The sequence below is a fragment of the Sphingomonas sp. genome (assembly GCF_042095875.1).
Lineage (GTDB): Bacteria > Pseudomonadota > Alphaproteobacteria > Sphingomonadales > Sphingomonadaceae > Sphingomonas.
Map to the genome: position 1 here is coordinate 156,873 of NZ_JBELMJ010000001.1, position 23,619 is coordinate 180,491.

Annotated in this window: 19 protein-coding genes; 6 read left to right on the forward strand and 13 right to left on the reverse strand. The window is 69.4% G+C overall.

Annotated elements, in window-relative coordinates:
- Window positions 1-85: 85 nt before the first annotated feature.
- From ACFDS6_RS00805 to ACFDS6_RS00820, 4 genes are read left to right on the forward strand one after another with little or no spacing between them, the layout of a single operon-like run.
- Entirely contained in the window at window positions 86-448 is a 363-nt protein-coding gene (locus ACFDS6_RS00805) for an SH3 domain-containing protein (RefSeq protein WP_375270202.1), read from the forward strand.
- A complete protein-coding gene (nadC, locus tag ACFDS6_RS00810; protein ID WP_375270203.1) occupies window positions 445-1,290 on the forward strand; it encodes a carboxylating nicotinate-nucleotide diphosphorylase in 846 nt (281 codons plus the stop codon). The genes ACFDS6_RS00805 and nadC overlap by 4 nt, the downstream gene beginning before the upstream one ends.
- A 19-nt stretch (window positions 1,291-1,309) precedes the next feature.
- Window positions 1,310-1,744, forward strand: coding sequence for a hypothetical protein (locus ACFDS6_RS00815; RefSeq protein WP_375270204.1), 435 nt, complete (start codon window positions 1,310-1,312; stop codon window positions 1,742-1,744).
- Entirely contained in the window at window positions 1,741-2,466 is a 726-nt protein-coding gene (locus ACFDS6_RS00820) for a ribonuclease T (RefSeq protein WP_375270205.1), read from the forward strand. Before ACFDS6_RS00815 ends, ACFDS6_RS00820 begins: the two co-directional genes overlap by 4 nt.
- Window positions 2,467-2,763: 297 nt before the next feature.
- Here the strand turns inward: ACFDS6_RS00820 and ACFDS6_RS00825 are convergent, their stop codons facing one another.
- The 10 genes from ACFDS6_RS00825 to ACFDS6_RS00870 all read right to left on the reverse strand — a co-directional run bounded on the left by ACFDS6_RS00825 (window position 2,764) and on the right by ACFDS6_RS00870 (window position 13,604).
- Window positions 2,764-3,942: a VWA domain-containing protein gene (locus ACFDS6_RS00825; RefSeq protein ID WP_375270244.1), complete on the reverse strand. Its 1,179-nt coding sequence runs from the start codon at window positions 3,940-3,942 to the stop codon at window positions 2,764-2,766.
- Window positions 3,943-4,004: 62 nt separating this feature from the next.
- On the reverse strand, window positions 4,005-4,568 hold the full coding sequence (locus tag ACFDS6_RS00830) for a CHAP domain-containing protein (protein WP_375270206.1): 564 nt from the start codon (window positions 4,566-4,568) through the stop codon (window positions 4,005-4,007).
- 59 nt (window positions 4,569-4,627) lie between these two features.
- Complete coding sequence (locus ACFDS6_RS00835; protein ID WP_375270207.1) at window positions 4,628-5,560, reverse strand: hypothetical protein; 933 nt, start codon at window positions 5,558-5,560, stop codon at window positions 4,628-4,630.
- A 71-nt stretch (window positions 5,561-5,631) separates the two neighbouring features.
- Complete coding sequence (locus tag ACFDS6_RS00840) at window positions 5,632-6,486, reverse strand: AAA family ATPase (RefSeq protein ID WP_375270208.1); 855 nt, start codon at window positions 6,484-6,486, stop codon at window positions 5,632-5,634.
- Between the two features lie 95 nt (window positions 6,487-6,581).
- On the reverse strand, window positions 6,582-7,211 hold the full coding sequence (locus tag ACFDS6_RS00845) for a hypothetical protein (RefSeq protein WP_375270209.1): 630 nt from the start codon (window positions 7,209-7,211) through the stop codon (window positions 6,582-6,584).
- A gap of 180 nt (window positions 7,212-7,391) precedes the next feature.
- Window positions 7,392-8,282 (reverse strand): hypothetical protein, encoded by an 891-nt coding sequence (locus tag ACFDS6_RS00850; RefSeq protein ID WP_375270210.1) that lies wholly within the window; start codon window positions 8,280-8,282, stop codon window positions 7,392-7,394.
- Window positions 8,283-8,424: 142 nt separating this feature from the next.
- The gene (rpoD, locus tag ACFDS6_RS00855) at window positions 8,425-10,455 is read right to left on the reverse strand and encodes an RNA polymerase sigma factor RpoD (RefSeq protein WP_375270211.1); all 2,031 of its coding nucleotides are present in this window, start codon (window positions 10,453-10,455) and stop codon (window positions 8,425-8,427) included.
- Window positions 10,455-12,350 (reverse strand): DNA primase, encoded by a 1,896-nt coding sequence (dnaG, locus tag ACFDS6_RS00860; RefSeq protein WP_375270212.1) that lies wholly within the window; start codon window positions 12,348-12,350, stop codon window positions 10,455-10,457. The genes rpoD and dnaG overlap by 1 nt, the downstream gene beginning before the upstream one ends.
- A gap of 86 nt (window positions 12,351-12,436) precedes the next feature.
- A complete protein-coding gene (locus ACFDS6_RS00865; RefSeq protein WP_375270213.1) occupies window positions 12,437-13,054 on the reverse strand; it encodes a peptidylprolyl isomerase in 618 nt (205 codons plus the stop codon).
- Window position 13,055: 1 nt separating this feature from the next.
- Window positions 13,056-13,604, reverse strand: a complete 549-nt coding sequence (locus tag ACFDS6_RS00870) for a homogentisate 1,2-dioxygenase (RefSeq protein WP_375270214.1) — start codon at window positions 13,602-13,604, stop codon at window positions 13,056-13,058.
- 112 nt (window positions 13,605-13,716) lie between these two features.
- Between ACFDS6_RS00870 and ACFDS6_RS00875 the strand changes: the two genes are divergently transcribed.
- Together ACFDS6_RS00875 and ACFDS6_RS00880 are read left to right on the forward strand one after the other, a co-directional pair.
- Window positions 13,717-16,935 (forward strand): cytochrome P450, encoded by a 3,219-nt coding sequence (locus ACFDS6_RS00875; RefSeq protein WP_375270215.1) that lies wholly within the window; start codon window positions 13,717-13,719, stop codon window positions 16,933-16,935.
- Between the two features lie 61 nt (window positions 16,936-16,996).
- On the forward strand, window positions 16,997-17,335 hold the full coding sequence (locus ACFDS6_RS00880) for a phasin family protein (protein WP_375270216.1): 339 nt from the start codon (window positions 16,997-16,999) through the stop codon (window positions 17,333-17,335).
- A 168-nt stretch (window positions 17,336-17,503) separates the two neighbouring features.
- Here ACFDS6_RS00880 and ACFDS6_RS00885 read toward each other — a convergent pair whose 3' ends face one another.
- From ACFDS6_RS00885 to ACFDS6_RS00895, 3 genes are read right to left on the reverse strand one after another with little or no spacing between them, the layout of a single operon-like run.
- Window positions 17,504-19,099 carry an efflux transporter outer membrane subunit gene (locus ACFDS6_RS00885; protein ID WP_375270217.1) on the reverse strand — a complete coding sequence of 532 codons (1,596 nt, stop codon included), beginning with the start codon at window positions 19,097-19,099 and terminating at the stop codon, window positions 17,504-17,506.
- Window positions 19,099-22,380 (reverse strand): efflux RND transporter permease subunit, encoded by a 3,282-nt coding sequence (locus ACFDS6_RS00890; protein ID WP_375270218.1) that lies wholly within the window; start codon window positions 22,378-22,380, stop codon window positions 19,099-19,101. Before ACFDS6_RS00890 ends, ACFDS6_RS00885 begins: the two co-directional genes overlap by 1 nt.
- Window positions 22,381-23,601, reverse strand: a complete 1,221-nt coding sequence (locus ACFDS6_RS00895; RefSeq protein WP_375270245.1) for an efflux RND transporter periplasmic adaptor subunit — start codon at window positions 23,599-23,601, stop codon at window positions 22,381-22,383.
- Window positions 23,602-23,619: the final 18 nt, after the last annotated feature.

Sequence of the window (23,619 nt, forward strand, 5' to 3'; positions counted from 1 at the left end):
CCTCGGCCTCGTCACGGGCGCCGGCGCCGCTCCGTCCAGGCAAAAGCCGCCTTATTACGCCTCGATATCGCCGGCGAAGGCGCGGATGCGCAGCGGCCCCGGGCGGACGTACCCCGCGACCTGGCTGTACGTTCGCGCGGACCTACCGGTGCGGGTGGTCGACACGTTCAAGGAATGGCGCAAGGTCGAGGACCCGAGCGGGACTCAAGGGTGGTTCCTCGGCACGCTGGTGAGCTCCACGCGCACCGCGATCGTGCAGGGCGACGTGCCCGCGCCGATGCACGAGCGGGCCGGTGGCGGCAAGCTGCTGTGGCGCGCGGCACCGGGCGTCGTCGGGCGGTTGAGCCAATGCCAGTCGGGCTGGTGCCGCTTCGACGTGCACGGGCAGGCGGGCTGGGTTGAGACCAGCCGCTTGTGGGGCGTGGAGCAGGGCGAGGTACTGCCGTGACGTTCGTGCTCGACGGCTTCGACCTGGACGCGTTCGTGTCGGCGACGCTGGCGGAGGACCTGGGCGAGGGCGGCGACGTGACCTCGGCCGCGGTGATCCCGGCCGACGCGCGCTTCGCCGCGGTGATGGACAGCCGCGACGCGATCACGGTCGCGGGGCTGGAGATTGCGGCGGCGTTCTTTCGCAGGCTCGATCCCGCCGCGACGGTGGAACTGCTCGTCCGGGACGGCGAGCGGGTCGAGCGGGGTGCCAAGCTGATGCGCGTGGAGGGGAGTGCGCGCGCGCTGCTGACCGCGGAGCGATCGGCGCTCAACACCGTACAGCATCTGTCGGGGATCGCGACACTGACGCGGGCCTATGTCGACCGGATCGCAGGTACGGGCGCGACGCTGCTCGATACGCGCAAGACGATCCCGGGACTGCGGCGGCTGGAGAAATACGCGACGCGCATGGGTGGCGCGACCAACCACCGCATGGGGCTGTGGGACGCGGCGATGATCAAGGACAATCACGTCGCGGTCGCGGGCGGGGTGGCGGAGGCCGCGGCGCGCGCGAAGGCGGCGGGCGTCGCGCGGATCATCGTCGAGGTCGACCGCGTCGATCAGATCGAGCCCGCGCTCGCGGCGGGTGCGACGCACCTGCTGCTCGACAACATGGCGCCGGCGATCTTGCGCGGTGCGGTGACGCTGGTCGGCGGGCGCGTGCCGACGGAGGCGTCGGGCGGGGTCACGCTGGAGACGATCCGCGCGATCGCGGAGACGGGCGTCGACTTCGTCAGCGTCGGACGCATCACGCAGTCGGCGCCCGCCGCCGACATCGGGCTCGACTTCGCGCTTGTCTGAGCAGGGGAAGATGGGACGCATGAGCATGGAGCGACCGGCGTCGATCCGCAGGTTCGAGCAATGGTATCTGGCCGGCATCGCCCTGTCGCTGATCGGCTGGGCGATCGACTGGACGTGGATGCAGGAACGGCTCGCCGCCGATCCGCGCACCGCTGGTTTCGGGTGGATGCTGGGCGTCATGCTGGTGCTGAACGTCGCGGTGTCGCTGCTGCTGTGGTTCCTGACCGCCCGGCGGGGAAGCGTGGTCGCCAAGTGGATCGTGGTCGTGCTGGCAGGGCTGTCGGTCGCGCGGTTGCTGGTCGACCTGCCCGCGTTGCTGGAGGGGGCGATGAGCGTGGTCTCCTTCGCGGTCGGCGCGGCGACGACGCTGGTCAACGTCGTGGCGGCGGTGCTGCTGTTCCGGGCCGACGCGCGGGCGTGGTTCGGCGAGGATGTGACGGGAGAGGTCGAATGACGCGTTCACTGGTCGCGCTGGCGGCGGGTTTGGCGTCGCTGTTGCCCGCCGCGGCGAGCGCGCAGGCGAATGCGTGCCGCATCCCGTCGCGGATCGAGCGGCCGCGGCCCGACCTGCCGTCGGCGAGCCAGCCGGTGCGGCGCCTGCCGATCGGCAGCTACACGCTGGCGATCAGCTGGAGCCCGGAATATTGCCGCTCTCGCAGCAGCGACCGCGGCGGGCGCAGCGACATGCAGTGCGGTGGCGACAGTGACTTCGGCTTCGTGCTGCACGGCCTCTGGCCGGACGGGACGGGCAAGCAGTGGCCGCAATATTGCCAGGCGACGCCGATCCTGCCGAGCGCGCTGATCCGCCGACACCTGTGCGCGACGCCGTCGCCGCAGCTGATGCAGCACGAGTGGGCGAAGCACGGGACGTGCATGCCCGGCACGTCCGCGCCGGCGTATTTCGCGCGCTCGACCGCGATGTTCGAGCGGCTTCGCTTTCCCGACATGGATGCGCTGTCGCGGCGTCCGCTGACGGTCCAGGCGTTCGCGCAAGCGTTCGCGGCGGTAAACCGGATACCCGCGGGTGCGGTGCGGGTGACGACCAAGAAGGCCGGGTGGCTCGACGAGCTGTGGCTCTGCACCGACAAGCGCTTCCGCTACGTGGCGTGCGACGCCGAGCAGGGCGGCGGTGCGGCGGCGGGGCAGCGGCTGCGCATCTGGCGCGGATACCGCTGAGCCGCGGAAGGTGAGGCTAAGGTGAGGCCAAGACGGGACGCGGCGACCGGGTGCGGGAGGGAGCGGGGCCTCGCGGAGGGCGCGGTACGCGAGTCGTTCAGGCGCGGGTGAGAAAGAGCGCATGGGGTATGGCTGCGTTCGCGGCTGTAGGACAGCGGTGTGCGACCTGGCGGGTGATCGTGCCTCTTGGTGAGCGCTTGTGTCCGGTTTGACGGAGTCGTGACCGGGAGGGATGGGCCCTGAAACGAGTTCAGGGTGACGGGAGGAGGGGGCAGCCTTCCTTTGCTGCGGTGCCCATCACCGCTTGCGGGTCAGTTCGCGCATCGCCTCGTCTAGGCCGTCGAGCGTCAGCGGGTACATGCGGTCGGTCATCAGATCGCGGACGATCCTGGTCGACTGCGAATAGCCCCATTGCGCCTTCGGCGTCGGGTTGAGCCAGACGGCGGCGGGGTAGGTGTTGGTGAGGCGCTGCATCCAGGCAGCGCCCGCTTCCTCGTTGAAATGTTCGACCGAGCCGCCGGGATGCGTGATCTCGTATGGGCTCATCGCGGCATCGCCGACGAAGATCAGCTTGTAGTCGTGCGGGAATTTGTGGAGCACGTCCCACATCGGCGTTCGCTCGGCGAAGCGGCGGCGATTGTCCTTCCACACGCCCTCGTACGGGCAATTGTGAAAGTAGAAGAATTCGAGGTTCTTGAACTCGGTCGTGGCGGCGGAGAACAGCTCCTCGCACAGCTTGATGAACGGGTCCATCGAGCCGCCGACGTCGAGGAACAGCAGCAGCTTGACCGCGTTGCGGCGCTCCGGCCGCATGTGGACGTCGAGCCAGCCCTGCCGCGCGGTGCCGGCGATCGTCGCGTCGATGTCGAGCTCGTCCGCCGCGCCCTCGCGCGCGAACTTGCGCAGCCGCCTGAGCGCCACCTTGATGTTGCGGGTGCCGAGCTCGCGCGTGCTGTCCAGATTCTTGAACTCGCGCTGGTCCCAGACCTTCAGCGCGCGCTTGTGCCGGCTCTCGCCGCCGATGCGAACGCCCTCGGGATTGTAGCCGGAGTTACCGTACGGGCTGGTGCCGCCGGTGCCGATCCACTTGTTGCCGCCCTGGTGGCGTTTCTCCTGCTCCTCCAGCCGCTTCTTGAGCGTTTCCATGATCTCGTCCCAGGAGCCGAGCGACTTGATCGCCTCCATCTCCTCGGGCGTGAGATACTTCTCGGCGACGGCTTTCAGCCACTCGGCGGGGACCTCGGCGCCGTTGGTGGCGAAGCTCGTTTCCAGCCCCTTGAACACCTTGGCGAAGACCTGGTCGAACTTGTCGAGCAGCCCCTCGTCCTTCACGTAGACCGCGCGCGAGAGATAGTAGAATTGCTCGGGCTCGCGCTCGATCACCTCGGCGTCGAGCGCTTCGAGCAGGAGGAGATGCTCCTTCATGCTGGCCGGGATGCCGGCGGCGCGGAGCTCGTCGAGGAAGTGGAGGAACATGCGCGCGATGATGCCGCGCACGCGCCGCGGTGTCGAGCGCGGTCTAGGTCGTCCGGGTCAGCTCAGTGAGCGCCGCTGCCCGGCACGTAGGCGTCGATCAGCGCGCCGACGTAGTCGGGATTGCGCCCGGTCAGCTCGCGCGCGGTGTCGCCGGTGCCGTAGATGAAGCCCTTCACCGGATAGATGCTGCCGCCCAATCCGTTCGAGTCGCGGTACCACACCTTGACCTGGCTCCAGTCGTTGTCGTCGGACACGTCATAGAGCGTCACGTCCTGCTCCGCGTGGCCGCGCTCGCCGTTCTGGCGCGACCAGTTGGCGTGGGTCAGCATCAGCACGCGGTCCTCGACCACGCGGCTGACCACCGCGACATGGCCCAGGCGCAGCTGGTTGGTCTTGGCGAAGACGATCACCGCGCCGATCTTGGGTGAATGGCCGCGCTTGTAACGGCCGTCGGCCTGATCCCACCACGTCCAGGCATCGCCGTAGATCTGGATACCCGAGGCCTGGCGCGCGAAGGGCACGCACTGACCGACGTAGTTGAGCAGGTTGGCAGCGGCCGGCGTCGCGGTCACGAGGGCGGCTAGCGCGGTAGCCAGAGCGATGCACGTGGGGGGAACGCGAACCATGACCCTTTGGTATCGGGGTCATTGTAAGGATGCGTTTGACGGCAATGGTTAGCGCATCGTTATGCATGAGCCGCCGGCAACAATCCGCCGGCCAGCGGGTGTCGCCCGAACACCGCGCGCTGCGCACGAAAATACGCGGCCATCAGGCGGTGATCGTGACGCAGGAAGCGCCGCGGGGTCGTGCCGAGGAAGCGGTGCGCGTCGCGCAGGAAATGCGACTTGTCGAAATAGGAGGCGGCGATCGTCGAATAGTCGGATTGACCCTCCGACAGCATCATCCGGATCATCGACTGGGTGAAGCGCGCGCGGACCAGCAGCAGCTTGGGCGGGAAGCCGAAGAAGCGGGTCGAGAGCCGGCGCAGGGTGATGGGTGCGATGTCGAGCATCTCGCTCGCGGTGGCGATATCCTCGGTCGCGCCCTCCACGATGATCCGCGTGAGCCCGCGGATCATGTCTTCCTTGTCGCACGGTGCGAGGAGGTGCGTGCGCCAGAAATCGTCGAGCAGCCCGGGCAGGTCGCGCGCGAGATCGCTGTTGCCGACGTCCTGGCACAAGCGGGTGACCGCGCTGGACGCGATCACGTCCGACAGCGGCAGCAGGCGGTCGCGCACGGAGTCGCCGGACAGGCGGGACAAGCGCGACCAGCCCAGCGGGGTGATGCCGATCGTCACGAAGATGCCGCCGTTGGTCGCGATCTCCGCGGTGCGGCTGCTGGTGCCCATCAGCGCGGCACGCGGCGGCGTGTCGTAGCGGCGCGGACCGATCCTGATCGATGTCGTGTCCTGCGTCACCGCGAGGCGGACGGTAGGCCAGCCCGGCATGATCAGCGTGCGCGCGTCGACCGCTTCCGCTCCGGCCGGCGCACTGACGACGTAATCGGTGAACAACGGCTGTAGGTCGGCCGCGGGCCGTTCGACGCGCAACGCGATGCCCGGCGGCAGCGCCCACTCGCGCGGGTCGACGCCCGCCACCCCTGTTCCGCTCTCGATCATCCAAGCCCCCGCCCGAACGTTGCACGGGAGGCGCTAGCAAAGGCGGGTGCGCGAGAAAAGACGCGGGCGGTCTATCCCTTGTTCGACTGTCGCCGCGCCATGAAGGCGAGGCGTTCGAACAGCATCACGTCCTGCTCGTTCTTGAGCAAGGCGCCGTGGAGCGGCGGGATCGCCTTGGTCGGATCGCGGTTCTGCAGCACCTCGAGCGGCATGTCCTCGTGCAGCAGCAGGCGGAGCCAATCGAGCAGTTCGCTGGTCGACGGCTTCTTCTTCAGCCCCGGCACCTCGCGCACGTCGTAGAAGATGTCCATCGCGCGGCTGACCAGCATCTTCTGGATGCCGGGGAAGTGGACGTCGACGATCGCCTGCATCGTGTCGCGGTCGGGAAATTTGATGTAGTGGAAGAAGCAGCGGCGCAGGAAGGCGTCGGGCAGTTCCTTTTCATTATTCGACGTGATGACAACGATCGGGCGCTCGACCGCGCGCACCGTTTCCTTCGTCTCGTAGACGTGGAACTCCATGCGATCGAGTTCCTGGAGCAGGTCGTTCGGGAACTCGATGTCGGCCTTGTCGATCTCGTCGATCAGCAGGACGGGCGGCGAGGGACGGGTGAACGCTTCCCACAATTTGCCGCGGCGGATGTAGTTGGCGATGTCGTGGACGCGCTCGTCGCCCAACTGGCCGTCGCGCAGGCGCGCGACCGCGTCATATTCGTACAGGCCCTGCTGCGCCTTGGTGGTGGACTTGACGTTCCACTCGATCAGCTCGGCGTCGGCCGCCTTGGCGATCTCGTGCGCGAGGACGGTCTTGCCGGTGCCGGGCTCGCCCTTGACCAGCAGCGGGCGGCGCAGCGTGACCGCGGCGTTGACCGCGACCTTCAGATCGTCGGTCGCGACGTAGTTCTGCGTTCCCTGAAAGCGCTGCATGAACGATCCCGTCCTGTTTGGGTAAGGCGTTCGGGATAGCGGAGCCGCGAGGGCGGATGCAAGCGTGTGACTTAGTCGCGGACGAGCCGGGGAGGTCAGTCGCGGTCGCGCGCGGAGGCGCGCGCGTCGAGCAGGTTCCACAGCCCGCGGTGCTGCGCGAGCATCTGCTCCGCGCCGAACAGCATCGCACGCTCGACGCCGACGGGCAGGGTGGATTGCGCGAGCAGCGCCTCGACCTGGCGCGCGACGTCGGCGATCTGGCCGGACGAGGCGCCGAACAGCCGGTCGGCGGCATTGTCGAGCACCGCGCGAACCGCGACCCAGTCGAGCGTCAGCGCGATCGCGGCACCGAGCGAGCAACCGGCGCGGTCGGAGGCGGAGAGGCGGTCGAGCACCTGGCGCTGGGTAAGGAGTGCGGCTTCGGCCGCGGCGTGGCCGGGGGTGGAGGGGATCGGGCCGACCGCGGCGGCGAGGCGCGCGAGCAGCGCACGCTCGTCGGCGCGGACGAGTGCGACCCGCGCGATCCAGTGCTGCCACGCGGGGTCGGCGGCGGCGAGCTGGGGTGGGCGGCGCTCGGGCGAGCCGTGAACGGTGCACAAGGCGTGGACGGCATCGGCGAGGTCGCGCGTAGAGGCGGCAGCGCGCGCGAGCAGCGCCGCGTGCGGCGCGGCGGTGGTGCCGTCGGCCGCGACGAGCGACGCGATCGTCCGCGTTCTGATCGCCAACGCTTCGCCAGATACCCTAATCACGCGCGCCTCAACCTCCATCACCAGCCAGTTCCCCTCGGCAGGTTTCCGGATAGCGCGGAGGTGTGAAGGCGGCGTTTACGCGGGTGTCTTAGGGTGTTGCGGTGTGGCGGTTCGTCCCGGCGCTGCCCCGCTCGGCCGACTGCGGGCGGGGAGCGTTCAGGCTGCGGGGGTGATGAGGACGCTGACCTCCTCGACGCGTCCGCCGCGTTCCACCGGCGCCAGGCCGAGCGCGACGGGCAGCGCGGTGGCGCCGTGGACGAGCAGGTTGGCGCGGGTGCCGACCGCGGCGCTGTTGGCGGACACGTACTCGATCATGTCGCCGACGCGCGCGCGGTCGCCGACCGCGATCAGCGTCAGGAAGCGCGCGGTGGCGAGCTGGTCGATCGTCGCGCCGGTCATGCGCGCCAGCGCCGCGTCGGGGTCGATCAGGTAGCCGCGCGGGTTGACGCGCGCGCGGCTCGCGACGTTCGACACCTCGATCGCGCGTTCGAGCGCGCGCAGTTCGGCGGCGCGCAGCCGCGCCTGCTCGTGCGCGGTGGCGTCGTGCGCGACGAGGACGCAGCCATCGGGCAGTGGGTCGATCCGGGCGTGGAGGCGACGGTGCGTGAAGCGGTCGGGGATGAGGTCGAGCGTCTCGCCGGTGCCGCTGTCGAGGACGCGCGCGACCGCGTCCTCCAGGAAAATGCCGCTCGCCTGCGACAGCGTGCGCGCGTGCCGCGTCGGCTGCGCGCCGTCACCCAGCTTGATCCGCGCGGCGGCGTTGGCGTGGGACACGCGGGCGTCGGCGCCGAACAGCACGACGACGTCCTCGATCGCGTCGATCACCGGCGCGATCAGCCCGCCGCCCGCGAGGCCGTGGCCGACGTGCGGGGCGCAGAGCGAATCCATCAGCTCGAGCGAGAGCAGCACCAGCCGCAGGCGCACGCGATGGTGGATGTAGATCGGCGCGCGCGTGGCGCGGTCCTGCCACAGGCCAAAGTGGCGGACGAGGTCGGAGGCGGTGACCTGCTGGTCCGGTCCGAGCTGAGGAAGTGCGCTGTTTTCCATGACTTGCGCAATCTAGCGCGCCGTCGATGGTTGTTGATACGCGGAGCATGTCCAGAACGGTAGCGTTACCGCGCGATGATGCTCCGGAATGGACCCAAGTGGGTGAAGCCGGCGGGGTCAGACCCCGCCGGCCCGGTGTCGCTTACTGGTCGAGGAAGCTGCGCATCTTGCGGCTGCGGCTAGGGTGCTTGAGCTTGCGAAGCGCCTTGGCCTCGATCTGACGGATGCGCTCGCGCGTGACCGAGAATTGTTGCCCGACCTCCTCCAGCGTGTGGTCGGTGTTCATGCCGATGCCGAAGCGCATGCGCAGCACGCGCTCCTCGCGCGGGGTGAGGCTGGCGAGGACGCGGGTGACCGTTTCCTTGAGGTTCGCCTGGATCGCGGCGTCGACCGGGATGACCGCGTTCTTGTCCTCGATGAAGTCGCCCAGGTGGCTGTCCTCCTCGTCGCCGATCGGCGTTTCGAGCGAGATCGGCTCCTTGGCGATCTTCATCACCTTGCGCACCTTCTCGAGCGGCATGCTCAGGCGCTCCGCCATCTCCTCGGGCGTGGGCTCGCGGCCCTGCTCGTGGAGGAACTGGCGGCTGGTGCGGACCAGCTTGTTGATCGTCTCGATCATGTGGACCGGGATGCGGATCGTGCGCGCCTGGTCGGCGATCGAGCGGGTGATCGCCTGCCTGATCCACCAGGTCGCGTAAGTCGAGAACTTGTAACCGCGGCGATACTCGAACTTGTCCACCGCCTTCATCAGGCCGATGTTGCCTTCCTGGATCAGGTCGAGGAACTGCAGCCCGCGGTTGGTGTACTTCTTTGCGATCGAGATCACGAGGCGCAGGTTCGCCTCGACCATCTCCTTCTTGGCGATGCGCGCCTCGCGCTCCGCCTTCTGCACCATGTTGACGATGCGGCGGAACTCGGCGAGCCCCATGCCGGTCTGCTGCGAGATTTCGGCGATCTCGCTGCGGATGCGCTCGACCGCGGCCGCCTCGTTGGTCGCGAAGGCGGTCCACTTCTTGTCGAGCCCCGACACGGTCGACAGGAACGTGTCGTCGAGTTCGTGGCCCATGTAGCGCTTGAGGAAGTCGGCGCGGCTGACCTTGTGGCGCTCGGCCAGGCGCAGCATCTGCCCGCCGAGCGCGGTCAGGCGGCGGTTGTACGAATAGAGCTGGTCGACCAGGAACTCGATCTTCGCCTGGTGGAACTGGACGCTCTCGACCTCGGCGGTCAGCTCCTCGCGCAGCTTCTGGTACTTGCGCTCGTCGGCCGCCGACAATTCGTTGCCGCCGCCCATCGCGCCCAGCCGGTTCTCCTGCATCTTGGAGAATTTCTTGTAGAGCGCGGTGATGTTGGCGAACTTCTCCAGCGCCTGCGGCTTGAGCGTTTCCTCCATCTGCGCGAGGCTGAGCGTGTTGTCCTCGTCCTCGTCGTCGCTGGGACGCGGGGTGCGCGGCTCGCCGGACTCGTCGTCCTCGTCGGCCGAGGGCTCCTCGGCGACGTCTTCCTCCTCCTTGAAGGTGGTGCCAGCGTTCTTCTCGCTGATCTCGCCGTCGTCCTCCTCGGCGCCCTCGACCTGCTCGGCCGACGGACCCTTGGACAGCATCGCGTCGAGATCGAGAATCTCGCGCAGCTGCATCTGCCCTTCGTTGAGCGCGGTGGACCAGTCGATGATGGCGTTGAAGGTGATTGGGCTCTCGCACAGCCCCAGGATCATCGTGTCGCGACCGGCCTCGATCCGCTTGGCGATGGCGATCTCGCCTTCGCGCGACAGGAGCTCGACCGCACCCATCTCGCGCAGGTACATGCGGACCGGATCGTCAGTGCGATCAACGGTTTCCTTCTTCTTCTCGACGACGGGGGCGCTGCTGTCGGCGTCGGCGTCGGTCGCCTCGACCTCGTCGTCCTCCTGGCGCTCCTCGGTCTCGCCTTCCTCGCCCTGCTCGTCGTTCTCGACGATGTTGATGCCCATCTCGTTCAGCGCCGAGGTGATGTCCTCGATCTGATCGGACGACATCTCGCCCTGCGGCAGCGCGTCGTTCAACTGGTCGTAGGTAATGTAGCCGCGCTTCTTGGCGCGCGCGATCACCTTCTTGATGTTCGCGTCGTTCAAGTCGATCAGCGGCGCATCCCCATTGTCCTGAGCCTCGGGTGCTTCCGCCATATTCGCCTTCGCCATCAATTGTCCTCGGTACCTAGCGCGCGGGCGTCTTCGTTCGCCTGCACGAGATTTGCAAGCCGCACGTCCAGCGCCCGTTGTTCGTTCACCAACGCCACTTGCCGTTCAAACGCTTCGTCGGTGAAATTGGCCTGCATCGCGGATGTTGCATCCGCCAGTGCCGCATCCACTTCCGGGCGCGAGACGAGGATCGCGATTGCCTCGTCGAGGTCCTCGCGCGCCTTGCTCTCGTCCGCCGACTTGCGCGTAAACGAATAGGGCATCGTATCGGCCCTCAGCAGGTCGGACGCGACCTGTTCGAAACCGGACCGCGCCAATATGGTGACGAGCCGCTGGCTATCAAGCGCCCGATCCTCCAGCGCCACGTCGACCACCGCCTCGAACAGTCGGCCGAGCGCGCCGTCGGCGAGTTTGAGGCTGCCGAGCACCTCCATGTGCGTCGCGATCTCGGCCGGGTGACGGATCAGCCCGGCCAGCACGGCCTTGGCGAGCACGCGGTCGATCCCGCCCGCGGCACGCACCGCCTTCGCGTCGTCGGTGACGGGGGCGGGGGGCGGCGACCATTTCTGGCCGGCGCGGCGCTGCTGATAGGGGAAGAAGGGTGTGCGGGGCTGGAGCCCGCCCGCGGACTGGCGCCCGCGCGCGAACTGCTGGTCGAAGCGGTGGCGGAACTCGGCGACGTACTCCGACTTCACGCTCGGATCGCCGATCGTGTCGGCGAGGTCGGACAAGCGGCGCTTCAGGCCGGCGCGCTGCTCGGGCGTGTCGAGCGGTTCGAGACCGAGCTCGTGCTTCCACAGCCGCTCGACGAGAGGCTCGGCCTCGCGCACCAGCGCCTCGAACGCGCGCGCGCCGCGCTGGCGCATCAGGTCGTCGGGATCCTGTCCGTCGGGCAGGGTGACGAAGCTGAGGCTTCGCCCTGGTGCGAGCATCGGCAGCGCGCGGTGCGCGGCGCGGATCGCGGCCTTCTGCCCCGCGCTGTCGCCGTCGAGGCAGACGGTGGGGACGTCGACCATCCGCCACAGCCGCTCCAGCTGCGCCTCGGTCAGCGCGGTGCCGAGCGGGGCGACGACCTCGCCCACGTTCCCTTGCGCGAGCGCGACCGCGTCCATGTAGCCCTCGACCACGAACACGCGGTCGGCCTTGCGCGCGGCTGCGGAGGCGCGGTCGAGGTTGTAGAGCGTGCGACCTTTGTCGAACAGCGGGGTGTCGGGGGAGTTCAGGTACTTGGGCTCGCCCTCGCCGATGATGCGCCCGCCGAACGCGATCACGCGCCCGCGCTGGTCGCGGATCGGGATCATCAGCCGGCCGCGGAAACGGTCGTACGGCTCCTTGTTGTCGACTTGGATCAGCAGACCCGCCTCGACCAGCATCGCGTCGCCGAAATCCTTGAGCGCGGCGCGCAGCTTGCCGCGGCTGTCGGGGGCGTAGCCGAAGCCGAAGGTGCGCTGCGTCGCGGTGCTCACCCCCCGGCGGTCGAGCAGCGCGCGCGCGTCCGCGCCGTCGAGCCCGCCGAGCTGCGCGGCGAACCAGTCGGCGGCGGCCTGCATCACGTCGTGGAGCGACCTGGCGCGCTCGGCCTTCTGCGCGGCGCGCGGATCGGCCTGCGGCATCTCGAGCCCGGCGGCGGCGGCGAGTTCCTTGACCGCGTCGATGAAGGGCAGGCCCTGGTGATCGGTCATCCAGCGGATCGCGTCGCCGTGCGCCGAGCAGCCGAAACAGTGATAGAAGCCCTTCTCGTCGTTGACGTAGAAGGAGGGCGTCTTCTCGTTGTGGAACGGGCAGCAGCCGCGCATCTCGCGACCGGCGCGGGTCAGCTTGACGGTTTTCCCCACCAGCGCGGAGAGGTGCGTGCGGCCACGCAGCTCGTCGAGGAAGGCGGGCGAGAGCGACATCGCGCGATTCTACCTATGCCGGATCGGCGCGTGCGCGACAATGTGGCGAAAAGGTAACGGTTTACGGCTTGCCAGCCAGCTAACGCTTACGGCTGGCGTCGTGCGGTGGTGATGCGGATCGTCGGGGCGAGCATTTGTCCCTTCATCACGCCTTGCCCTTCCGTCGGCGAAGTGGGGGCGGCGAGGATGCGGCGGATCACATCCATCCCCTCGACCACGCGGCCGAATACCGCGAAGCCGGGATCATCGTCGTGCGCGTCCATCGACTTGAGGTCGCCGACGACGACGAAGAAGTCGCCCGCGGCAGTGCCGGGCTTGGCCATCGCCATCGACACCGCGCCGTCGACGTGGCTCAAGCCCGTCTTGCTGGTCGGCTCGAACGCGACCGGCGGCAGCGTGCGCTTGGGATCGTTGCGCGTGCCGAACTGCGCCAGGCCGTAGCCGTCGCCGACCTTGACCGCGCGGTAGAAGGCGACGCCGTCGAGCTTCTTGCCATCGACGTAGCGGAGGAAATTGGCGGCGGTGAGCGGCGCGTGCGCGCGGTCGACCGCGATCACGATCGGGCCGGCGGCGGTGTCGAGCCGGACGTTGACCGGCGCGAGCGCGGGATCGGCGGCGGGCGCCACCGTGGGGGCTGGCGTCGGCGCGGGCGCGGGAGCCGGCGCCGCTACCTGGGCGAGCAGCGCGAGAAGAGGCAGCATCATGTCACTTCACCCGAACAATGGTGGCAGGGAGGAGCTGCGTCGGCGCGCCGGTCAATTGCATCACGTAGCGGCCCGGACGCAGCGGAAAGTCGACCAGTTTGGCGACACCGGTGCAGCGCGGCCCCGTCGCGTGCGCGCTCGACGCGACGCCGGCGCGGCCGCGGATCACGTCGACCCACGCCTTCTGCCCCAGCGCGACGCGGTAGGTGCCGGTGCGGGGCACCTGGAACATCACCAGACCGGCGTAGCTGCCCGCGGGCGGCGCCTTGCCCGGCGCGATCCGCGGCTGCACCTCGCCCAGTGGCGCGAGCCGCAGGTCGGCGGCGCGGCCGATGCCGAGCACGGGGGCGTTGCGCGGCGCGTTGCCCGCCGTCAGCGGCGCACGCGTGCTCCAGTGCGACAGCTCCGCGGGGAAGGCGACGCGGACGGTGGCGCACGCGGGGTCGGGCGCCGGGTCCTGCATCGCGGCGGCGGCCGGGTGCGACACGCCGACGGCGGCGGCGATGCCGGCGACCAGAGGTTCGAGCAACGTGGGCAGGAAGCGGACCATGCGCCCTCTCTAATACCGGGCCGCGCGCGCCGCCAGCCTGCCGTCGCGGCAACTTGCGCGGGCGCGAGCGCTGTGTTGAGGAGCAGCGCAGCGCAACGGAGCATTCGCAGACATGGCGAGCAAAGCCAACGACATACCCGCCGCCGCAGCCGTGCCGATGCCGGCCGCGCTGCCGGTGATCGGCCACCTGCACCAGATCGCGCGCGTCGGGCTGATCGGTCACCTGCTGCGCGTCAGCCGCGACATGCCGCAGGGAATCTTCAAGCTGCGCTTCGGCAGCCGGGTGTCGATCTTCGTCACCGATCCCGATCTGGTCGCCGAGCTGTCGGACGAGACGCGCTTCCGCAAGATGCCGGGGCCGGCGCTGCGCGTGGTGCGTAAATTCGCGGGCGATGGGCTGTTCACCGCGTTCAGCGAGGAGCCGAACTGGGGCAAGGCGCACCGCATCCTGCTGCCCGCCTTCTCGCACCGCGCGATGCGCGGCTATTTCGACATGATCGTCGAGGTGTGCGACCAGCTGGTCGCCAAGTGGACGCGCGCGGCGGGTACGGACGTCCACGTCGCCGACGACATGACGCGCCTCACGCTCGATTCGATCGCGATCGCGGGGTTCGGCCACCGCTTCAACTCGTTCGAGCGCGACGAGCTCGACAGCTTTCTCGTCGCGCTGGGGCGCGCCTTGTCGGAGGCGCTCAACGTCATCACGCGGCTGCCGATCCAGCGGCGCTTCGCCAGGCGCGCGGCGGCGCAGTACGAGGCCGACATCGCGGAGATGAACGCGCTGGTCGACGGGATCATCGCGGATCGGCGGGTGAACCCCAACGATGGCCGCGATCTGCTCAACCTGATGCTGACCGCGGTCGATCCGGAGACGGGCGAGGGGCTGGACGACCTCAACATCCGTTATCAGGTGCTGACCTTCCTGATCGCGGGGCACGAGACGACGTCGGGGATGCTGACGTTCGCCTTCACCTACCTGCTGCGCAACCCCGCGGTGCTGGCGCAGGCCTATGCAGAGGTCGACCGGGTGCTGCCGGGTGACACGCCGCCCGATTACACCCACGTCGCCAAGCTGGAGGTGATCGAGCGCATCCTGAAGGAAGCGCTGCGGTTGTGGCCGACCGCGCCGGCGTTCAGCGTCGCGCCGTTCGAGGATCAGGTGATCGGCGTGGGCGATGGCGAGCCGGGCTGGCGGATGCGCAAGGATCGGCCGGTCAACGTCTTCACGCCCGGCCTGCACCGCGCGGCGGGCGCGTGGGACGATCCGGAAGAGTTCGATATCGACCGCTGGCTGCCCGAGGCGGAGGCGGCGCGCCACCCGCACGCCTACAAGCCGTTCGGCAACGGCGAGCGCGCCTGCATCGGGCGGCAGTTCGCAATGGTCGAGGCGAAGATCGCGCTCGCCATGCTGCTGCGCCGCTTCGCGATCAGCGACCCGCACAGCTACAAATTGCGGGTCAAGGAAACGCTGTCGATCAAGCCCGACGAGTTCACGATGCGCGTGCGGCTGCGCGGGCCCCACGAGCGGTTGCAGCTGGGTGAGGCGGCGTCGCCCCATGAGGTGGCCGAGGTCGGCGCGGTGGCGGGGTCGGGGCAGCGGTTCGTGCTGCTCTACGGCACCTCGCTCGGCACCGCGCGCGACGTGGCGGAGGAGATCGCCGAGCGCGCGCGCACCGACGGGTTCGACGTCGTCGTGCGCTCGATCGACGAGGGCTTCAAGGGCGGCGCGGCGCCCGCCGACAAGGTGATCGTGATCGTCACCGCGACCTACAACGGGCGCGCGCCCGATAGCGCGGTGGAGGTTGAGCGCGCGCTCGATGCGGGCGCCTTCGACGACGCGGACTGGTCGGGTGCGCGCTACGCGGTGCTCGGAATCGGCAACAGCCAGTGGCCGAACTTCCAAGCATTCCCGAGCCGCGTCGATGCGGCGATCGCGCGCGCGGGCGGCGATCGACTGGTACCGCGCGGCGAAGCGGACGGGCAGGGCGACTTCGACGGCGCGGTGGCCGCGTTCGTGCGCGACCTGTGGCAGGCGCTCGGTGCGACCGCCGAGCCGGCGGCGAGCAGCGCGACGCTGTCGCTGATGCCGGTCGACGCGGCCGAGACGCGCGCGCGCGCGCTGCCCGAGCACGCGCAGCGGCTGGAGATCGTCGCCAACGACGAGCTGGTGCGGCCGGCGGACGGGCTATGGGACTTCGCGCAGGAGCCGCCACGGCCATCGACCCGGCTGATCCGCGTTCGCCTGCCGGAGGGGCAGCAGTACGCCGCGGGCGATCACGTCGCCATCTACGCGCGCAACCGGTCCGAACTGGTCGCGCGTGCGCTCGACCTGCTGGGCGTGAACGGTGCGAGCCAGGTGCGCGTCGACGCGCAGGGCGGGCGGTTCAAGCACCTGCCGCTCAAGGAAACGGTGACGGTCGCGCAACTGCTGACCGACTTCGTCGAGTTGTCGGAAGCCGTGTCGCGGCGCGCGCTCGCGGCGCTGCGCGGCGCGACGCGGTGCCCGCACACGGTTGCGGCGCTGGCGGCGCTGGAGGCCGATTACGACGCGCAGGTCGCCGAGAAGCGCGTTTCGCTGCTCGACGTTGTCGAGCGAAACCCGGCAGCGGTGGTGACGCTCGACCAGTTGATCGACTGGTCGTCGGCGATTCAGCCGCGATTCTACTCGATCGCGTCGTCGCCGCTCGTCTCGCCGGAAGTCGCCGACCTGATCGTCGGCACGATCGCGGCGCCCGCCTGGTCGGGGCTGGGCGAGCATCGCGGATTCGCCTCGGACTACATGAAGGCGCTGGAGCCTGGCGAGCACGTCTTCGGCTACGTGCGGCGGCCCAACCCGCCGTTCGCGCCGCCCGCCGACCCCGCGCAGCCGATGATCCTGATCGGACCGGGCACCGGCTTCGCGCCCTTGCGCGGGTTCCTGCAGGAGCGTGCGGCGCAGGCGGCCGCTGGCGAGCAGGTTGCGACCAGCCTGCTGTTCTTCGGCTGCCGTCACCCCGAACACGACTGGTTCTGCCGCGACGAGATGGAGGCTTGGGCGGCGCAGGGGCTGGTCGAGCTGCACCTCGCCTTCTCCGCGGTGCCGTCGCATCCGTGGCGGTTCGTGCAGGACGCGCTGTGGGCCGAGCAGGAGCGCGTATGGCGCGCGCTGGAGGCGGGGGCGAGCGTGTTCCTGTGCGGCGATGGGCGCTACATGGCGCCCGCGGTGCGCGACACATTGGTGCGCATCTGGATGCAACAGGTCGGCGGCGAGCACGCGCAGGGCTCGGCGTGGCTCGAGCAGCTGATTGCCGAGGGACGCTTCCACCAGGACGTGTTCGGGTTCGGCAAGTGACGACCTGCAACCCGCGCCCGCGCGCGCCGTTGACGCTGCAGGCAACGCGAAGGAGTGGATGATGGCGAACGATCAGCAGGCGGCATCGGGGGCGGCTTTCGGCGATCAGGTGAAGAATGCGGGCGAGACGATGCGCGCGTCGGGGCAGAAGATGGCGGACAATACGTCGAGCCTGGGTGTCGCGATGATCGACCAGGCGCAGGCGAACGCGCAGGAAGCCTTCGCGGCGATGCGCGCGGCGGCGCAGGCGAAGGACCTGAGCGACGTCATGCGCATCCAGGGCGACTACCTGCGCGAGCAGTCGCAGCGTTCGATGAACCAGGCGCGCGAGATCGGCGAGCTGATCATGAAGTTCGGTCGCGACGCGGTGTCGCCGATGCAAAGCGGCAAGTCGGGCTGAGCGGACGCGGTTCGGCCGGGCAAAACCGGTCGGCCCGGCCGTGCTGACCGACGCCTCTGCCTGACGTTCGGATTGCTCGGCCAGGTGGCGGGTCGCCTTGCGCCGCTGTCATCTGGCCGAGCAAACATCCGGAAGGGAGGTCGGCCGGGTGTGTACTGCCCGCACCGATTACGGCTGAGTGACAGCGCCTGCCGGCTCGGTTGGGGTGACCGGTCCGCGCTCCGTGGCTTCGAGCTGCGAATCGCCGCCGAGCGTCTGGTAGAGCGTGACGAGGTTGGACGCGCGCACCAGCTGCGTCTGCACCACGGTGCGCTGCGCGGTGTAGAAGGAGCGCTGCGCGTCCAGGCTGGTGAGGTAGGTGTCGATTCCGCCCCGGTAGCGCGCGTTGGCGAGTTGCAGCGTGTCGCTGGCTGCGTCGAGGAAGCGGCGATTGGCGGAGAGCTGATCGGTGATGGTGCCGCGCCGCGCAAGCGCGTCGGACACCTCGCGGAACGCGGTCTGGATCGTGCCCTCGTAGGTGGCGAGCGCCGCGTCGCGCTGCGCCTGAGAGAAGTCGACGCCCGCGCGGCCCGCACCGGCGCGGAAGATCGGGTAGCTGACGTTGGGCGCGACCGAATAGTTGAACGCGCCGCCCGAGAACAGGGTGCGCAGCGCGGTGCTGGCGAAGCCCACCACCGCAGTCAGCGCGACGCGCGGGAACAGCTCGGCCCGCGCAGCGCCGATCTCTGCGTTGGTGGCGCGCAGCTCGTACTCGGCCTGGACGACGTCGGGACGACGCAGCAGGATGCCCGAGTCCAGTCCGGCCGGCAGTTCGCCGAGTTTGGTCGTCGCGTCGTCGATCGACGCGGGCAGAAGCGTGGGGTCGACCGGCGCACCGACGAGGCGCTGGAGCGCGTTGACGTCCTGCGCCAGCAGCGTGCGCTGCTGCGCTAGGTCGGCCTGCGCGGTTTCGAGCACCTGCTCGGCCTGGCGCACGTCGCTGCGCGGTGACACGCCGCCGGCGAGCCGCGCGCGCGTCAGTTGCACGCTGCGCTGCGCGCTGGTCGCGGTGTCCTCCGCGATCTTGAGCAGGCTGGCGTCGGAGCCGTAGGTGACCCAGGCGGTGGCGATGTCGCCGACCAGCGTCAGCCGCGTCGCGCGCGCGGTCGCTTCCTGCCCGAAGTAACGGTTGAGCGCCGCGCTGGTGAGCGAGCGGACGCGCCCGAACAGGTCGATCTCGAACGCGGTTACGCCGAGCTGTACGTTGAAGTTGCTGCGGTTGTTCGAGAAATTGGTGGTGCCGCCAACCCCCGTGCCGCCGGTGCCCGTGCCGGCGCCGCCGGGTCCGACGCCTCCCGCGCCCGTGCCTCCCGTCCCGGTTCCGTTGCCGCCGGTGTTGCCCGGACCGATCGGCACGCCGGTGGTGACGCCCGAGTTGCTGCTCCGGCGAAAGCTGTACGAGCCGGTCGCATCGAGTTGCGGCAGCAGGTCTGCACGCTGGATGCGATATTGTGCGCGCGTCGCCTCGATGTTGGCGACCGCGACGCGCAGGTCGCGATTGTTGACCAGCGCCTGATCGATAATCTGCTGCAGCCGCACGTCGCGGAAGACGTCGCGGTAGGTGACGCTGGGCAGCGGCGCCTCCGTCTGGCGCAGATAGGCGTCGCCGACCGGCCAGGACGCCGGCACCGGCGGCACTGGGCGAACGTAGGTCGGCGCGAGCGAGCAGGCGGTGAGCGTGCTGGCAGCCAGCAGGGTAACGGACAGGCGGAACGTCGGGCGCATCAGGCGTGGTCCGGTGCGGGCAAAGCGGGGTGGCCCGCGGGGGCGGGAAGCTGCGGCGCGGGCGGCTGATCCTTGGGATCGTCGCCGCCATCGGGATCGCTCGGGTCGGCACCGCGGCGCAGGCCCTTGATCCCGTCGCGCGTGCCGCGGCGCACCAGCACGAAGAATAGCGGGATGTAGAAGATCGCCAGCACGGTCGCGGTCAACATGCCGCCGATCACCGCGGTGCCGATCGCGATGCGGCTGTTGGCGCCCGCACCGGTCGAGATCGCGAGCGGCAGCACGCCGAAGATGAAGGCGAGGCTGGTCATCAGGATCGGGCGCAGACGCAGCCGCGCCGATTCAAGCGCCGCGTCGATGACGCGCGCGCCCTTCTTCTCCGCCTGCTCGGCGAACTCGATCATCAGGATCGCGTTCTTCGCCGCCAGCCCCATCGTCGTCAGCAACCCGATCTGGAGATAGACGTCGTTGGTCAGGCCGCGCAGCGTCACCGCGACCACCGCGCCGATCAGCCCGAGCGGGATGACCAGCAGCACCGCGATCGGGATCGTCCAACTCTCGTACAAGGCGGCGAGGCAGAGGAAAACGACGACGATCGACAGGCCGTAGAGCAGCGGCGCCTGACCCGAGGACAGTCGTTCCTGATAGGAGATGCCGGCCCAGGCGATGCTGGTCCCCGGTATCTCGCGCGCGAGCGCCGCGATCCGCTCCATCGCGTCGCCCGAGCTGACGCCGTCGGCGCCCTGGCCCTGGAATTCGTAGCTCGGGATGCCGTTGAAGCGCGACAGCGTCGTCGGCGCCTGCGACCAGCTGAGCGTGGCGAAGGAGGAGAAGGGGACCATCGTGCCCGCGCTGTTGCGCACGAACCACTGGTACAGGTCCTCCGGCTCGGCGCGGTACGGCGCGTCGCCCTGGACGTACACGCGCTTGACGCGGCCGCGGTCGATGAAGTCGTTGACGTAGCGTCCGCCCCAGGCGGTCGACAGCGTGGTGTTGACGTCGGCCTGGCTCAGCCCTAGCGCGGCGAGCCGTTGCGCGTCGGCGTTGACCTGAAGCGTGCCGATGTCGGGGAGCTCGGTCAGGCGGACGCCCGACAACTGCGGATCGGCGTTCGCCTTCGCCAGCAGCTCGTCGCGCGCCTCGTTGAACTTCTCCTGGCTCATCCCGCTGGCGTTCTGAAGCTCCATGGTGAAGCCCTCGGACTGGCCGAGGCCGCGGATTGCCGGCGGCACGAGCGCGAACACCTGCGCGTCGCGCAGGCCGCGGAACGCGGCGGACGCGCGCGCGACGATCGCGTCGGCGCTGTCGGCCTTGTCGGTGCGCTTCGCCCAGTCGACGAAGGAGATGAACGCCTGTCCGGTGTTCTGCCCGCTGGTGCCACCGCCGCCGCCGCCCGCGACGCTGAACAACGTGCGGATCTTCGAGCCCTCGTTGCGCGCGAAATACTGCTCGACCTGACGCTGCACCTCCTCGGTACGCCCGCGCGTCGCACCGGCGGGCAGGCGGAACTGCACGATCGCGCCGCCCTGATCCTCGGTCGGCAGGAAGCCGGTGGGCAGGCGCAGGAACAGGAAGGCGAGCAGCGCCAGCAGCGCGCAGTAGATTAGCACGAAGATCCAGCGGTGATCGATCACGTGCTCGACCGCGTTGGTGTAGCGTTTCACGCCGCGATCGAACGTGTCATTGAACCAGTTCTTGCCCTGCTCCAACTTGTCCGCGACCCAGGGCGCGCGGCGGCCGAGCCACGTTTCGCGGACGTTGCCGTCCTCGTCGTGCCTGGCCTTGAGCAGCGTCGAGGTAAGCGCGGGGCTGAGCACCACCGCGACCAGCACCGACAGGATCATCGCCGAGATGACGGTGAGCGAGAACTGGCGATAGATGACGCCCGTCGACCCGCCGAAGAACGCCATCGGCAGGAACACCGCGGAGAGCACCAGCGCGATCGCGACCAGCGCGACGGTGATCTCGTTCATCGACTCGATCGTGGCGTCGCGCGGACTCATGTCCGGGTTCTCTTCCATCAGGCGCTCGACGTTCTCGACCACCACGATTGCGTCGTCGACCAGCAGGCCGATCGCGAGCACGAGCCCGAACAGCGTCAGCGTGTTGATGGAGAAACCCGCTAGATAGAAGACCGCGAAGGTGCCGAGCAGCACGACCGGCACCGCGATCGTCGGGATCAGCGTCGCGCGCCAGCTCTGCAGGAACACGAACATGACGATGACAACGAGGATGATCGCCTCGACCAGCGTCTTGACCACTTCCTCGATCGACAGCTTGATGAAGTCGGTGGTGTCGTTGGCGTAGGCGATCCGCAGCGTCGGCGGGAACGTCTTGGCGACGCGCGCGATCTCGGCCTTGACCAGTTCGGCGGTCTCCAGCGCGTCGGCGCCCGGCGCCAGCAGCACCGCGATGCCCGCGCCCGGGTGGCGGTTGACGCGGCTGAACGCGGCGTAGCTCTCTCCGCCGAGCTCGATGCGGCCGACGTCCGCCAGCCGCACGGTCGCGCCGCTGGCGGTGGTCTTCAGGATGATCTCGCGAAACTGCGCGGGCGTCTGGAGCCGCGACTGCGCGGTGACGGTGGCGTTGAGCATCTGCGACGACGGCATCGGCTGGCCACCGACCTCACCCGCGGCGACCTCGGTGTTCTGGTTGGTGATCGCGGTGATGACGTCGCTCGGCATCAGCTGGTAGCTCGCCAGCCGCGCGGGATCGAGCCAGATGCGCATCGCATATTGCGCGCCGAACACGTTGGTGTCGCCGACGCCCTGCACGCGGCCGAGCGGGTCCTGGAGGTTGGACACCAGGTAATCGGACACGTCCTGGTTCGTCATCTTGTCGCTGACGTCGTAGACGCCCGCGATCAGCAGGTTGTCCGGGTTCGATTTGCGGACGGTCAATCCCTGCTGCTGCACCTGCTGCGGCAGGCGCGAGATCGCCTGCTGGATCTGGTTCTGCACCTGGACCTGCGCGATGTCGGGATCGGTGCCCTTCTCGAACGTCACGCTGATCGACACCGACCCGCGCGACGAGGACGACGAGCTGAAATACAGCAGCCCGTCGATGCCGGTCAGCTGCTGCTCGATCACCTGGGTGACCGAGTTCTGGATCGTCTGCGCGTTGGCGCCGGGATAACTCGCGCGGATCGACACCTGCGGCGGCGCGACGTCGGGATATTGCGCGATCGGCAGGCCCAGGATCGCGCCGACGCCGCCCATCATCACGATGATGGCGAGCACCCAGGCGAAGATCGGGCGGTCGATGAAGATGCGTGACAGCACTCAGCCGGCCTTGCTCTGGCCACCCGAACCGCGGCTACCCGAGCCACCGGCGGCGGGGTCGCCGTCCTTGGAGGGCGGCGGGGCGACGCGCTGCGGCGTGTTGGCGGGAACGGGGCGGATCGGGGCGTTGGGCTTCAATGTGCCGGTGCCCTGCGTGATGATGCGGTCGCCGTTCTTCAGCCCGCCGGTCACGACCCAATAGACGCCCTGCGTCCGCTCGGCCGCGACCTCGCGCTGAATCGCCTTGCTGCCCGGGCCGACGAGCCACACGGTCGCGTTGCCCTTGGGATCGCGCGACACTGCCTGCTGCGGCACGAGGAAGGCGTTCTGGTCGATTGACTGGCTGAACTGCGCGCGCACGAACATGCCGGGCAGCAGCAGCCCCTTGGGGTTCGGGAAGCGCGCGCGCAGCGTCACCGTGCCGGTCGACTGGTCGACCACGACCTCGGCGAACTCGACGCTGCCGACCAGGCCATAGTCGCTGCCGTCCTCCAGCTTCAGCCGCACGTCGGCGCGCGCGGGCACCGAGCCGCCGCTGGCGAGCGCGCGGCGCAGCGACAGGAGCTCGGCGGCGGACTGCTGGATGTCGACGAAGATCGGATCGAGCTGCTGGATCGTGGTCAGCGGATCGGTCTGCGTCGCGCTGACCAGCGCGCCCACCGTGAACAGCGAGCGGCCGATCCGTCCGGTGATCGGCGCGGGCACGGTGGTGAACCGCAGGTTGATGCGCGCGGTGTCGAGCTGCGCCTTGTTGAGCGCGATCTGCGCCTGCGCCTGACGCTGGGTCGCGACCGCGTCGGTGTAATCCTGCTTGCTGATCGCCTCGATCTCGGCGAGCGGGCGGTAGCGCTCGGCACGGATGCGCGCGGCCTCCGCGGTCGCCTGCGCGTTGGCGACGCTCGCCTGCGCCTCGTTGGCGGACGCGCGGTAGAGCGAGGGGTCGATCTGGTACAGCGGCTGGCCCTTCTGGACGATCGAGCCTTCGGTGAAGAAGCGGCGCTGGATCACGCCCGATACCTGCGGGCGTACTTCCGAGCTCTGGAACGCGACGACGCGACCGGCGAGTTCGGTCGTCATCGGCACGGCGGTCGGTTGCACCACCACGTAGCCGACCTGCGCCGGGCCGCCGGCGCCGCGACCGCCACGTCCGCCGCCGCCCTTGCCTTTCTCATCCCCGCCGCCGCACGCGGCGAGCGCCAGAACGGCGGGAGCCACGGCCATGCCGAGCAGGAGGCGACG